The 12,641-nt window shown below is 38.3% G+C and carries 14 protein-coding genes; all 14 read left to right on the top strand.

The annotated features are described in order from the left end of the window. The first annotated feature begins 55 nt into the window (after positions 1 to 55). The 14 genes from HXT51_RS02325 (at position 56) to HXT51_RS02260 (ending at position 12,563) form a co-directional block, all read left to right on the top strand. Positions 56 to 475, top strand: a complete 420-nt coding sequence (locus HXT51_RS02325; RefSeq protein WP_421776690.1) for a phage holin family protein — start codon at positions 56 to 58, stop codon at positions 473 to 475. Then, positions 468 to 1,388 (top strand): GH25 family lysozyme, encoded by a 921-nt coding sequence (locus tag HXT51_RS02320; protein WP_421776689.1) that lies wholly within the window; start codon positions 468 to 470, stop codon positions 1,386 to 1,388. Before HXT51_RS02325 ends, HXT51_RS02320 begins: the two co-directional genes overlap by 8 nt. 148 nt (positions 1,389 to 1,536) lie before the next feature. Continuing rightward, complete coding sequence (locus HXT51_RS02315) at positions 1,537 to 1,944, top strand: helix-turn-helix domain-containing protein (RefSeq protein ID WP_421776688.1); 408 nt, start codon at positions 1,537 to 1,539, stop codon at positions 1,942 to 1,944. After that, entirely contained in the window at positions 1,931 to 2,143 is a 213-nt protein-coding gene (locus HXT51_RS02310) for an SHOCT domain-containing protein (protein WP_019260894.1), read from the top strand. The genes HXT51_RS02315 and HXT51_RS02310 overlap by 14 nt, the downstream gene beginning before the upstream one ends. Positions 2,144 to 2,204: 61 nt before the next feature. Further along, positions 2,205 to 3,800 (top strand): recombinase family protein, encoded by a 1,596-nt coding sequence (locus tag HXT51_RS02305; RefSeq protein WP_421776687.1) that lies wholly within the window; start codon positions 2,205 to 2,207, stop codon positions 3,798 to 3,800. Beyond that, a complete protein-coding gene (locus HXT51_RS02300; protein ID WP_421776686.1) occupies positions 3,770 to 4,180 on the top strand; it encodes a DNA recombinase in 411 nt (136 codons plus the stop codon). The genes HXT51_RS02305 and HXT51_RS02300 overlap by 31 nt, the downstream gene beginning before the upstream one ends. A 1-nt stretch (position 4,181) precedes the next feature. Beyond that, on the top strand, positions 4,182 to 5,759 hold the full coding sequence (locus tag HXT51_RS02295) for a recombinase family protein (protein ID WP_421776685.1): 1,578 nt from the start codon (positions 4,182 to 4,184) through the stop codon (positions 5,757 to 5,759). Between the two features lie 561 nt (positions 5,760 to 6,320). Continuing rightward, positions 6,321 to 6,932 carry a CadD family cadmium resistance transporter gene (locus HXT51_RS02290; protein WP_421776684.1) on the top strand — a complete coding sequence of 204 codons (612 nt, stop codon included), beginning with the start codon at positions 6,321 to 6,323 and terminating at the stop codon, positions 6,930 to 6,932. Positions 6,933 to 7,425: 493 nt separating this feature from the next. Further along, entirely contained in the window at positions 7,426 to 7,605 is a 180-nt protein-coding gene (locus HXT51_RS02285; protein WP_004128517.1) for a hypothetical protein, read from the top strand. Positions 7,606 to 8,378: 773 nt separating this feature from the next. After that, on the top strand, positions 8,379 to 9,152 hold the full coding sequence (locus HXT51_RS02280; protein ID WP_421776800.1) for an Abi family protein: 774 nt from the start codon (positions 8,379 to 8,381) through the stop codon (positions 9,150 to 9,152). 113 nt (positions 9,153 to 9,265) lie between these two features. Beyond that, positions 9,266 to 10,015 carry an ATP-binding cassette domain-containing protein gene (locus HXT51_RS02275; protein ID WP_421776683.1) on the top strand — a complete coding sequence of 250 codons (750 nt, stop codon included), beginning with the start codon at positions 9,266 to 9,268 and terminating at the stop codon, positions 10,013 to 10,015. Further along, positions 10,005 to 11,423 (top strand): hypothetical protein, encoded by a 1,419-nt coding sequence (locus HXT51_RS02270; RefSeq protein ID WP_421776682.1) that lies wholly within the window; start codon positions 10,005 to 10,007, stop codon positions 11,421 to 11,423. Before HXT51_RS02275 ends, HXT51_RS02270 begins: the two co-directional genes overlap by 11 nt. Beyond that, positions 11,410 to 11,733: a hypothetical protein gene (locus tag HXT51_RS02265; RefSeq protein ID WP_101890230.1), complete on the top strand. Its 324-nt coding sequence runs from the start codon at positions 11,410 to 11,412 to the stop codon at positions 11,731 to 11,733. The genes HXT51_RS02270 and HXT51_RS02265 overlap by 14 nt, the downstream gene beginning before the upstream one ends. Before the next feature lie 395 nt (positions 11,734 to 12,128). Then, the gene (locus HXT51_RS02260; RefSeq protein ID WP_421776799.1) at positions 12,129 to 12,563 is read left to right on the top strand and encodes a hypothetical protein; all 435 of its coding nucleotides are present in this window, start codon (positions 12,129 to 12,131) and stop codon (positions 12,561 to 12,563) included. Positions 12,564 to 12,641: the final 78 nt, after the last annotated feature.

The following is a 12,641-nucleotide window of genomic DNA, read 5'->3' as shown; positions in this document are numbered from 1 at the left end:
CTTTTTGTTTTTATAAGAGTACTGGCAAATGTTAGGAAAACTTGTAAGGAGAATTATGAGAGGATTTTGGAATAGTACTCAACTGGCTTTCACACTGGTAGGCGGCTGGCTGGGATACTTTTTAGGCGGATGCGACGGGCTGATCCTCGCACTCGTTTTATTTGTGGTAACGGATTATATTACAGGCGTGATGTGTGCGGTCACGGATAAGAAACTGTCTAGCAGCATTGGTTTTAAGGGCATCTTTAGAAAGGTGCTCATTTTTATGCTTGTTGGCATAGCAAACATTATAGATTTTCATGTTTTGAAACAAGGAAGCGTGATGAGAACCGCAGTAATTTTCTTCTACCTATCTAACGAAGGATTATCTTTAACCGAAAACGCGGCTCACCTGGGGCTTCCCGTGCCTGAGAAATTAAAAAACGTTTTAGAACAATTACACGACAAGAACAGAAAGGACAATACTCATGAGTAAAAAAGGAATAGACGTATCAGAGTGGCAGGGTGACATTGATTTCAACGCGGTAAAAGCATCCGGCGTTGAGTTTGTGATCATTCGAGCAGGATACGGTATCGGATGCAAAGACAAGTGGTTTGAACAGAACTATCGTAAAGCAAAAACAGCCGGTCTTGACGTGGGAGCCTACTGGTATTCGTACGCAAACTCTGCTTCTGAGGCAGCTGAAGAAGCTCAAAGCTGTGCTAACATGCTTTCAGGTAAGAGTTTTGAGTATCCTGTTTACTTTGATTTGGAAGAAAAAAGCCAGCTTAACCGTGGGCGAGCTTTCTGCGATTCACTAATTACCAGTTTTTGCAGCAAGCTTGAATCTTGCGGGTATTATGCAGGTTTTTACACTTCGCTTTCAGTGGCTAATAATCTTGTGTCATCTCATGTTAGAAACCGTTACGCTTTGTGGATAGCACAGTGGAACACGCACTGCAGTTATCAAGGCTCGTATGGTCTTTGGCAATACTCGTCAAACGGCAGCGTTCCTGGAGTAGCCGGCAGAGTTGACATGGATTATGCTTACAAGGATTATCCAAGCATTATTAAAAACGCTGGCCTAAACGGGTGTGAAAACGGCGGCTCTGACCAAGCTACGCGCACCTCGAGTATTGATGAGGTGGCGCGAGAAGTTATTAACGGCGCTTGGGGTAACGGAAATGAGCGTAAACAGCGTTTAACTTCTGCCGGATACGATTATGCGAGCGTGCAAAATAAAGTTAATAAGCTTCTCGGTGTTAAAGCCTGTAGAAAGTCAGTTGATGAGCTTGCATGTGAAGTAATCCGAGGCGCTTGGGGTAACGGTAGCACTCGTAAACAGCGTCTAACTCAAGCCGGATACGATTATGATACGGTACAAAAACGAGTAAACGAACTCTTATAAAACAGTTTGAAACATGTAAAGCCCGAGGCTTGTTCCTACATTGGAGCAATCCTCGGGCTTTTTTTTATTTTTTAAGGTTAAATTATCAAGCCAAGAGGTTAAAAAACACTGTTTTTTCTTTGCCTGTGATGTAAGGAGGCACAGGCAAATGAATATAAAAGAAAAACAGCAAGTCATACAACTTCGTAGTGAAGGGTTTGGCTATACGAAAATAGCTAAACAGTTAAATCTTTCAGTTGATACGGTTAAAAGCTACTGTAAGCGCAACAATCTTGGCGGCGTAAATGTTGGCAATAGCGTTCAATTATGTGATTTATGCGCTAAGCCTGTTAAACAGAATGCTGGTCGTAAAGTTAAACGTTTCTGCTCTGACGCGTGTAGAAACACGTGGTGGAGTAAGCATACACAGTTGGTAAAAAGACAGGCAAACTATGAGTGTGCTTGTCTTAACTGCAAAAATTCTTTTATCTCTTACGGTAATAAGACTCGAAAATACTGCTGCCACGCCTGCTATATAGAACATCGTTTTGGAGGTGAGCATCATGCAAATCAGTAAGGATGTTCACAGGCTAAAGGATGTTAAAGCGAGGGCTTGGACAAAAGAGAGTATGCAGGCGGATTTTCGTTTTGAAATAGCCGAAAAACTTACCGTTTCACTCTTTAAAAAAGGGCTTATCAGCGAGCAAGAAAAAGAAAAAATAAGCCGTCTTAACAGGGAAAAATTTCACCCGTTTTACAAGGAATTATTGGGTTAAAAGCTTGATAAACACTGCTTTTAGAGTGATGAATAGTATTAGCTGAAAGTGAGGGGAAATAGTGAAAGAAATAATAAAAATAGACTCTACAATACGAAAAACTGGTTTTAAGAAAAAGACGCGGGTTGCAGCGTATGCGAGAGTTTCTAGTGATAGTGATGAGCAGCTTCTCAGTCTAGAAGTGCAGAAGGAGCATTACGAAAACTATATTAAGTCTAATCCATGCTGGGAGTATGCGGGGCTTTACTTTGACGAGGGTATTAGCGGCACGAAAATCGGTAAGCGTGAAAGTCTTAAACAACTGCTTAAAGACTGTCAAAGCGGTCAGATAGACAGGATCGTTACAAAGTCTATTAGTAGGCTTGCAAGAAACACGGTTGACTGTCTTGAAATAGTTAGAAAACTTACCGGTCTCGGTATTTATTTGTATTTTGAGAAAGAAAACATTGATACCGAGCATATGAGTTCGGAGCTCATGCTTTCTATCCTGAGTTCCATTGCGCAAAGCGAGTCAAGATCCATCTCGGAAAACAACATGTGGTCAATCCAAAAAAGGTTCGAAAATGGAAGCTTCGTCATTCCCTGCCCTGCGTATGGGTATAAAAACGAGAATAAGAAAATGATTATAGTTCCCGAGCAAGCCAGGGTAGTAAAAGAAATTTTCAACATGGCTCTTTCCGGCATGGGGGGAGAAGCAATAGCACGAGTATTGACCGATAAAAAGATTCCAACTAAAAAGGGCGGAAGTTGGACTTCAAGTACCGTGAACGCTGTTTTGACTAATAAAACATACACAGGGGATGTGGTTTTTCAGAAAACATACACGGATGATAGTTTTAACCGTCATAAAAACTGTGGCGAGAAAAAACAGTATGTTATTGAAAACCATCACGAGGCTATCATCAGTCATGAAACTTTTAATCTTGTAAAAGAGATTATCGCGTGGAGAAGAAGTGAAAATAACATAGTATGTGGTAGTGGTAAGTACAATAAGCTTTATGCGTTTTCAGGTAAAATTCGTTGTGGTGAGTGTGGAAGCAAGTGTAAAAGACGAATAATTTATCAACATAATAAGGCGTATGGCATATGGGTTTGTATAACGCATCTTGAAGATATTCATGCTTGTTCACAAAAGTCTGTTATGGAAAGTTATCTTAAAATTTCTTTCCTGCAAATGTTAAACAAGTTAAAAGCAGGATACGTTCAAATATTAACGCCTTTCATAAAAAGCTTAAGAAACGTGAATAATAAAGACGGTTTGAACAAAGTTATCGAACTCGAAGAAAAAATAGCTAAATTGCAAGAACAAGAGCAAGTACTTAGTAAGCTTTTAGCCGGTGGCTACATTGAGATGGATTCCTACTATCTGGAAAGCAATCAGCTTAAAACGGAAATGGATACTTGTCTTAAGGAAAAACTTCAGCTTTCCAACAGTTTAAACGGTAACTTAACGCACTTAAACGAGGCACAAAAACTTCAACGGTTCGTAATCGTCACAGAAGTGTTTAGCGAGTTTAAGGACGAGGATTTTCTGGATTTTGTAGACGATGTCGTAGTTAAAAGCAGAACAGAATTTATTTTTCATTTGAAATGCGGATTGGAATTAGAAGAAGAGGTGAAAGAAACATGGCACACATCCCATATGGTTACCGAATAGTAGACGGTAAAGCGGTTATAGACGAAAAAGAAGCTCAAAAAGTAAGAGAGTTTTTTCGTTTCTATCTTGAATTTAAAAATATTTCTCAAGCTGCTAAAAAATCAGGTATAAAAAGGGATTGGCCAGTCACGGGCAAAATTCTTAGCAAGAAATTGTATTTAGGAACAGAGTTTTATCCTCAGATTATCGATGAGGATATGTTTAGACAAGTGCAACAAATAAGGCATGAGAATGCTATCAGGAATCATCGTTATAAAGAGCCTAAGCCAATAAAGGAAATTCGGCTTATTACAAGCTACCAGTTAGAAAAGGTAGAAAAGAAATACGATGATCCTTATCGGCAAGCAGTATACGCGTACAGTCAAATCAAGGAGGTGTAAAATGAATGCCAACGTTACAATTATTCCACCAAGAAAAATAGCGGGGAATACGGTAGATAAGCATGAAGATAAGCCGAGGTTAAGAGTAGTAGCGTATTGTCGTGTTAGTACTGACAGTGAAGAACAGGCAACAAGTTATGACACGCAAGTTCAGCATTATACGGATTATATTTCAAGAAATCCTCTCTGGGAGTTTGCCGGCATCTACGCTGATGACGGTATTTCAGGAACCAGCACGAAAAAACGTGTCGGTTTCAACGACATGATCCACGATTGCATGAGTGGCAAAGTAGACATGGTTATCACTAAGTCGATTAGCCGTTTTGCGAGAAACACTATCGACTGTTTAAAATTTGTTAGACAGTTGAAAGACAAAAACATCCCGATCATTTTTGAAAAAGAAAACATCAACACCATGGAAGCAAGCGGAGAACTATTGCTTACTATCATGGCTTCTTTAGCTCAACAGGAATCCGCGTCGCTTTCTCAGAATGTGAAGCTTGGACTTAAGTTCCGCTACCAGGAAGGCAAAGTGCAAATCAACCATAACTGGTTTTTAGGATACACAAAAGACGATGAAGGGAATCTTGTAATTCTTGAACAGGAAGCAAAAGTTGTAAGAAGGATTTATAGAGAATATTTAGAAGGAGCAAGTCTTAGAGATATAGCGGAGGGTCTTGAAAAAGACGGTGTTAAAAACGGTGCCGGGCATTTAAAATGGAATTTATCTAATATTAAAGGCATCTTGCAAAACGAAAAATATATTGGTGATGCTCTTTTACAAAAAACCATCACGACAGATTTTATCAACCATGTTCGTATAAAAAATGATGGAACAGAACCACAGTATTATGTCAAAGATAGTCACACGCCTATTATTCCAAGAGATATTTTCTTTAAAGTTCAAGAAGAAATGGTAAGACGAGCCAACATGTTTAGCGGTGAGGAGAATAAAAAAAGGAGAGTTTATTCCAGCAAGTACGCTCTATCCAGCCTATGTGTTTGTTCTAAATGCGGGGATGTTTACAGAAGAATTGCTTGGAACAATCGAGGAGTGCATTCTGTTGTCTGGCGTTGTTGCACCAGAGTGGAAAATGGTCCTAGTGCTTGCGATGCTCCGACAGTACAAGAGAACGAACTGCAGTCTGCTACAGTGAAAGCCATAAACAAGGTGTTTAGTATACCGGATGAAGTATTGGATACGTTGAATAACAATATTAGAGAAATTATCGCGGGCAACAACTTAAGCGAGATTGAAACGGTTGATAAAAAAATTGCAAACAAACAAGCGATACTACTAACCTTGCTTAAAGCTAAAAAAGACTACACGAAAATAGCTGATGAGATTGATGAACTGAAAGGTAAGAAACAGCAGCTTCTTATAGAAAAAGCAGGTCAAGAAGATGCTAAAAGACGAATCAGAGAAATGGAAGATTTTCTGAAAAGTGAACGTCACGATATTAGTGAATATGATGAGAAGCTGGTAAGAAAGTACATCAAGAAAATAAAAGTTTACGAGGACAAGTTCAGCGTAACTTTTAAATCAGAGATTAGTGTTGATGTTGAAAGGGCATCGTAAAAGCCAAAAGAATGTGAGCATTTGAAATGTTACAAAACTCAGCCTAGGGGGGAATCCTCTCTAGGCTGTTTTTATGCTAAACTCAAGCTATTAAGCAAACGTAAACCTTTTAACGATAGCCTTTTCCTATCGTTAAAAAGTGCACCCACTATCCATAGTGTGCACTCAAAAAAGTGTAGCTATACTTGGAGTTCTCTCAATCCACGTCGAGAGTGTCGTATTGATGTCAAGGGCTGATTAGGTGGGTGCATTTTTGCCCTTGTGTATCAGGGGTTCGCGAGGGCTATCGTTAAAAGGTTTAATGCGAAGCAGCTTTAAGCTGTGTTCTTGCGGTTTTTGAGTGCGATTTTTCTGTATGAGGAAACATGTCGACGCTCTAGGGTCGAGTGCACAGGATGTTAACGTACTTCGCTTGCGTTAAAAGCACACTGTGCTTTCAACTCTGAGCAAGCTCAGCGAATCGATGTGCATTCGCGAATTATGTTTTAATCGCTCATGCAAGTCGATTCGCCACTTTGCACCCCCTTGTCTAAAAAATTTAACATTTTGAAAGGAGGAATAATGGAAACAATAGTATCCGCTTTATTAGTTTTTGTTTCTACATCCATTGACTACTTAGTTGTTTTGACTATTTTATTCGCTAGTCAAGGAAAGAAAGGTTTGAAATCAATTTATGTAGGGCAGTATTTAGGTACAGGACTGCTTGTACTGGCTAGTCTTATTGCCGCTTACTTTTTAAATTTTATTCCACAAGATTGGATTATCGGACTCCTTGGTCTAATTCCGCTAGGTCTTGGTATAAGAGCAATTTTTGTGGATGAAGATATTGATGAAGAAGATATCGAGGGGAAAATTACCGGAAATGGATCAAAAATCTTAGCATTTACAAGTTTAACAGTGGCAATGGGTGGAGATAATTTAGGAATTTATATCCCTTATTTTACAGGAAAGAGTTTGATTGAGATTAGTATAAGTTTAGTAATATTTGCCTTAGGGATTTTGATTCTATGCAAATTATCTCAAAATCTCGCCTCAATTTCTGCTATCGGAGAGACTGTGGAAAAGTACGAAAAAGTAATTGTACCTGTCGTGTTTATTGGACTCGGTCTCTATATATTGATTGAAAATAGAACGATTAATTATTTCATAGGTCAAGTCCTAACTTTGGTGTAAATTTATTTCCTTCCCTTTATCTGCTATTTTTATGTTCAAACTCAAACGAGAAAAATAAGTGGTGCTTCCCACCGTCACGGCGCTTCACTGTGCTATAAGATGCAGGAGGCTGATTAGGTGGGTGCATTTTAGTCCTTGTGTAGCAGGGGTTAGCGAGGGCTATCGTTAAAAGGTTTAGTGAGTGGCGGCTTTAGGCTGAGTTCTTGTGGTTTTTGAGCGTGTTTTGGCTGTATGGGTGAAGATATCAACGGTGTAGGGTTGAGTGTACAGGATGTTAACGTACTTCGCTTGCGTTGAAAGCACACTGTGCTTTCAACTTTGAGCAAGCTCAGCGAATCGATGTGCATTCGCGAATTATGTTTTAATCGCTCATGCAAGTCGATTCGCCACTTTGCACCCACCTTGCACCCACCTTGTGAAGTGGTAAAATATAGCTCAAAAGGTAAAGTGAAACTTTATTATTAGTATGTGCATGAGGAGGTGTTTAAGGATAATGGACAAGCTCGTTCGTTTTTGCCGTGAAGTAGCGACATTCGGCTTGACGGTTGCCTTAATCGCGATGCTGCTTGCCTTAATATGGGATGGCACACTTGCTATTAGAATTGGTTTTACCTCTTTTGCTATTGGTGTCACAGTAATCTCGCTTAAGACTGTCCTTCGAAAGACTGATTGAATTTTGTTTGGTTCAAGTCAATAGTTGAATATCTCACGTTGGGTGACTATTACTGATCTCTGTCAGTAATAGTCACTTCTTTTTATGAATCTTAAAGTCAGGCTCAATGTCCGTCCTGTTTAGCCGGTGATTAGTTAGGGTAATCGGGTTATAGGCCAAAAAGTATGTCTATTGATCGGTGTGTCTTGAGTGAAATATCGCTTTATTGCAGTAAGTGAATATGCTATATAGTTTATAAATGTTTGAAGTGATAATAAAACGTATGCCTGCAATCCACTCGTTAAATATGCTCTAAACTCTCGTAATCATGAGTGCTAAAGAGGTTTTAAACATATGATATTAATGAGAGAAATATAGTACGTCTAAAACGGTTGTATACGCCTGAATGCGCGAGTACATGTTTACGAAAATGTCATGTAATGCTGAATGTTAAGTTTTTTTAGCTTAACGACAGCGAGTTTTCCTTGGTATTTCAACAAAAACTTGGGTTTTAGGCACACTTTTTTGCTGCTTACCCGCGATTGACAAAGGTGCGTGTTACCATAACAATCAACAAGACCAGTTCCGCTACCTGCTTCGGTGGGAGTCCAGGGCTGGTCCTTTTCGTTGGGAGAAGTTGTGACCAGTAAGCCGATTAAGCCCCATAAAAGTTATGAAGATCAAGTAAAGCTATTACTCTCACGTGGCATGGAAATCCAAAATACCACACAAGCAAGTCACATACTTAAGACGCGTAACTACTATCGACTTCTGGATACTGGTATTCGGCACGCATTATTGATGTTAATTCTGGCAAACCCACAGATAATTTCCAGCCTGGTACATCTTTGGATTTGTGTACTGAATTGTATGAGTTTGATGCTCGTCTTAGAAGTGCCGTGTTTACAACCCTTGCGCCTATAGAACTGGCTTTGCGTGCTCTTTTGGGTTACCACTTGGGGAAAGTGGATCCACTTGTGCATATACACGTTAAGAATCTTAATGCTGTTGCGCGTGAAGCTGACAAAAAGAATACGCATAAAACCCAACATGAAGTGTGGCTTTCTAAATATACAGAAGCTGTGAGAAACTCACAAGAAGACTTTGTAGCGCATCATCGCAATCAATATGTCGGGCAATTACCAGTGTGGGTTGCAGTTGAAATCATGGACTGGGGTATGCTATCCCACTTGTATCGGTTTAGCCCAAACAAGGTTCGCAATGAGATTGCGAATTTGTGTGCTATGACAGCTCCGCAGCTAGAATCAGCACTGAAATCTTTGAACATATTGCGTAATCTTTCTGCTCATCATGCTCGGCTCTTTAATCGTGGTTTTGATATCAAGCCAAAACCAATAGACCATGAGCTTATGAAGCCAGTAAACACTCTTACGCACAGGTTATTTGGGCAGATAAGTATTATTAAATTCCTTCACGTCCAATTAGGACTAGAAGGCGGTAATCTTTTAGCCAATACCCTTGAAACATTTCCCCACAATAAGATTATCCCTTTCGAACGAACGGGGGTACCTGATCATTGGCAGGCTTTACCTCTTTGGGCTAACTAGCTTATACTGTTATATTTCAGTGTGCATGTATGCTTTCTTTTAATCTAATTACACACTTGGTACACCTCAGTATATACTGAATGCAGATAGACTGTTGAAGCAAGGTTTTGTTTATGTCCGGAGAGAACGAGCTAAAAGCGCTAGAAATAAAGGGATTATCCTTTGGATATAATAGTGCTCACGAAGTGGTAAAAAATCTTTCGTTTTCTGTGGATTTTGGTGGAGTCACTGGTCTTATTGGGCCTAATGGATCTGGAAAATCCACTCTTATTCGATTGTCTGGTGATCTTATAAAACCAAGATCGGGAGAGATTACTGTTTGTGGGAATCTTAGTACAACTAAGGAAGCAAAGAAGGATTCAATTCTTCTTGCGTCTAATGACTATTTACCTGAGTTTTTGACGGGTTTAGAATATTTGCGTTTCATACATAATATGTATGGAATGCAATGTGACATATTAGAGGTTCAAAGACTTTTTAGTAGATATCAGATGGATCATCGTTGGGATGACTTGATAGAGGATTATTCACATGGCATGCGGAAAAAGGTTCAGCTAATCGCTGCAATAATGGTTGCTCGCCCTCTAACTATGATTGATGAAACTCCTAATGGTATTGACATTGAAGCTCTTTATAACTTTGAAGTTGATATTCGCAATATGGTTTGTGAAAAGAATGGCGTTCTTCTTTGTACCCATAACTTCTCAATGCTGGAAAGAATTGCTGATCATATTGCACTAATGAGTCATGGTGAAATTTTGGTATATGAAGAGTGCAGAGCTTTAGTGTCAAAATATGGATCTATAGATGCATTTGTCAAAGCAAATATTCCACAATTGGGCGGTGAGGGTAGTGAATACTAATACTCTCAGGCTAGTTCGTTTTCTGTTTCTGTTCTTTGCTAGAAGGTTGTTTTTACACAAGGTTATGCAATCTAGTTGTGCAAAAATTCTTCTGTTTTTTACAGCTTTGGCAAGTTATGCTGGTTATTGTTTCCTAACATTTATTGTTGTACGTGGAATGGTTTTCAGCAGTAAAGCGGTATCTCTTGTGTGTCAAAGCATTTCGATGACTGTAGGACTGTGGGTTTTACTGTTTTTCATAATTATACGTGTTTTATTCATGAAGGCAGATAAGCTCATTGAATTAACGCATACTCTTCCTGTAACAAATAAGCAGAGAATTTTAGCTTACACAATATTTGAAGCTATAACAGTATTATCTTGTGTTTCGCTTGTATCTGGCCCTATGACATTCTCGATGGCAATACGTGGAGGGTGTGAAACATTCCCAGAAATTTTTTTTGGAATTATTGGTCAAGTAGTAATTCTTTATTTATTGTTGGACGTTATATATCTTGGATTTGATAGATTTCTACAGGTTTTTCACGTAGAGAGATGGAGAAGCTTTCTGATACCTTGCTTCTTTGGATCCATACTATTCAGTGCTTATATGTATGTACAACGTGAATCCAATAGATTTCTTGACGCGTTCTATGAAGGCAGAACCTACTATGGGTTCTCTCGATTTTTTGTTCTGATATATGATAAGTTTGGTGTTTTAACAGCAGGGGTTGTTTTTCTTATTTCTGCTGTGATTGTGCTTTTAGTCATTCTTATTGTGGCGCCTAATCAACATTCGCGCTGGAAATACTTCTTCAAAATTCCACTTGGAAATTCTCATAGTCTTTTCATTATCCATCTGAAAGCTATAGTGCGTAGTGGTGAGTTTCTGTTAGCTACATTTTTTGTTATAACTTTATCTATTGTTGTACTTGGTATACATGGATATTATCCCCCATATTGGTTAGCTATTATATCTACTCAGGCTGTTTATGCTCTTCCAACGACAGAAGCTATACATAAGACTTATCGCCATAAGTTGAGTCCATGTCGGCTGTACTTATATCTATTTGCTCCATATGCTTTAGCTGAATCTGTAATAGGTGTTCCTGTATTAGCAATAAGTTCTATAAAAGGACTTAATCTTGCAGAAGTAGGAAAAACAATATTCATTTGTATGATTACACTTATAGCATCTATTGCTATTAGTATTTTCTTTCCTGCGGAAAAGCATAATCCGTTTTCTGTTTTGGTTGGAATGATTACTGCACTATGCCTTGTAATTTTAATATCTTTTACGATATTTGTTTGGCAAATACCTGGGAACATCACAGTTTTATTATGGTTATCTATTGGCGCGGTGTGCATATTTCACTCAATAATGGGTATAAAATCAACACAAATGAAGGAATATTATGAATATGTTTAAGAAAATTATTAGTGCAATAACCCTATCTTTCATTTTAACTGCAGTTCTAACAGCTGCAACAGTAATCATACTTATGTTTACAAAAGGCAGGGAAATGGGTCATCATCTGGGCCTTTTTGGTAGCGTGTTTTTTGATGCGCATGAAACAAGTTCAGGGTCTATTATGGTGGGATTTGGATTACAAAACCCATGGATATTAACCTTAATATTTCTAGTTCTATTTGTTTTTTCTCTTGTATTTTTTACTATTTTATCTGCATTGCAAAAAAGAAAGAAAATGTTGGAGGCGCTATCAAAGAATAAAATCTAATGAAAAATGTTTAGAATTTGGAGCCTATGTGTTCAGGTATTCTATGGCTTTTTGAAGTCGTATATGTTTATTCTGGCGGTAGGTGTGGTAGTTTAAGCAGGGGCGCTTATCTTATTTATCTATTATCAAGATATTGTTGGAAGCGTTAAACGAGCATGATGATATTGATCCTTCTGGTTCTTCTGTTTCTTCGAACCTTGCTTTTATGAAAATTATAGTTTGCTAGTAAATGAAGAGATTAGTGTCGATAATCTAGACAAATCGATAAAAAAAATAATATGTTTATTAAGATTATTACAGTAATCAGAGCGAATGGTAGATCTTGTTTACTTAATAGTCTGTTTTATGATTATTTGATACAAAGTCGTGTTAGAGAAAAGGAAGGTAATGGTGTTATGAGGAGTAAAACTATTTTTTGTAAAACCATTTTTCAAAGTTGTCTTGTTATGCTTCTGCTGATAGGTTCTCTCTTTTCTCTTGCTGGATGTGCCGATGGTGAGGATAAGGCGGAGTTTGCGTCGTATCATTGGGAAACAGTAGCGGTGTCTCGGGAAGAGTTTCGTATACCAGAAAACTATATGAATAAGGATGAATTGTATCTCTTTGTGTCACGGGATATTCTTGATTCTCATTATGATTTGTCTAAAGTAACTCTTGGAGATAAGCGTATCAAGTTAGTTGACTCATCTTTCAATTTACCTGGTCCAGGGCTTAAAGCTTTATTTTTGGTTGGGAGATTTGATTTAAAAGACAAGTCAAGTTCTGATGTTCTTAAAGTACCGGGACTTAATAAAACAGGTAATGTTGCTATAGGTTATAAGAAGAAATAGTAATATTTTGCACTAAATGCTTAGTGTGAATATTGAAAGTGTATATATCAGTCGAAAAATCCCATTCATGTAATTGTG

The organism is Gardnerella sp. KA00255 (assembly GCF_049244095.1).
Classification (GTDB): Bacteria; Actinomycetota; Actinomycetes; order Actinomycetales; family Bifidobacteriaceae; genus Bifidobacterium; species Bifidobacterium vaginale_F.
The sequence above is the reverse complement of the archived record's forward strand: the minus strand, read 5'-3'. Positions and strand labels throughout refer to the sequence as shown.

Excerpts from the sequence above, each read along its gene's own strand:
- HXT51_RS02325 (WP_421776690.1), top strand. The coding sequence starts at position 56 with ATGAGAGGATTTTGGAATAGTACTCAACTGGCTTTCACACTGGTAGGC.
- HXT51_RS02320 (WP_421776689.1), top strand. The coding sequence starts at position 468 with ATGAGTAAAAAAGGAATAGACGTATCAGAGTGGCAGGGTGACATTGAT.
- HXT51_RS02315 (WP_421776688.1), top strand. The coding sequence starts at position 1,537 with ATGAATATAAAAGAAAAACAGCAAGTCATACAACTTCGTAGTGAAGGG.
- HXT51_RS02310 (WP_019260894.1), top strand. The coding sequence starts at position 1,931 with ATGCAAATCAGTAAGGATGTTCACAGGCTAAAGGATGTTAAAGCGAGG.
- HXT51_RS02300 (WP_421776686.1), top strand. The coding sequence starts at position 3,770 with ATGGCACACATCCCATATGGTTACCGAATAGTAGACGGTAAAGCGGTT.
- HXT51_RS02295 (WP_421776685.1), top strand. The coding sequence starts at position 4,182 with ATGAATGCCAACGTTACAATTATTCCACCAAGAAAAATAGCGGGGAAT.
- HXT51_RS02290 (WP_421776684.1), top strand. The coding sequence starts at position 6,321 with ATGGAAACAATAGTATCCGCTTTATTAGTTTTTGTTTCTACATCCATT.
- HXT51_RS02285 (WP_004128517.1), top strand. The coding sequence starts at position 7,426 with ATGGACAAGCTCGTTCGTTTTTGCCGTGAAGTAGCGACATTCGGCTTG.
- HXT51_RS02275 (WP_421776683.1), top strand. The coding sequence starts at position 9,266 with ATGTCCGGAGAGAACGAGCTAAAAGCGCTAGAAATAAAGGGATTATCC.
- HXT51_RS02265 (WP_101890230.1), top strand. The coding sequence starts at position 11,410 with ATGAATATGTTTAAGAAAATTATTAGTGCAATAACCCTATCTTTCATT.
- HXT51_RS02260 (WP_421776799.1), top strand. The coding sequence starts at position 12,129 with ATGAGGAGTAAAACTATTTTTTGTAAAACCATTTTTCAAAGTTGTCTT.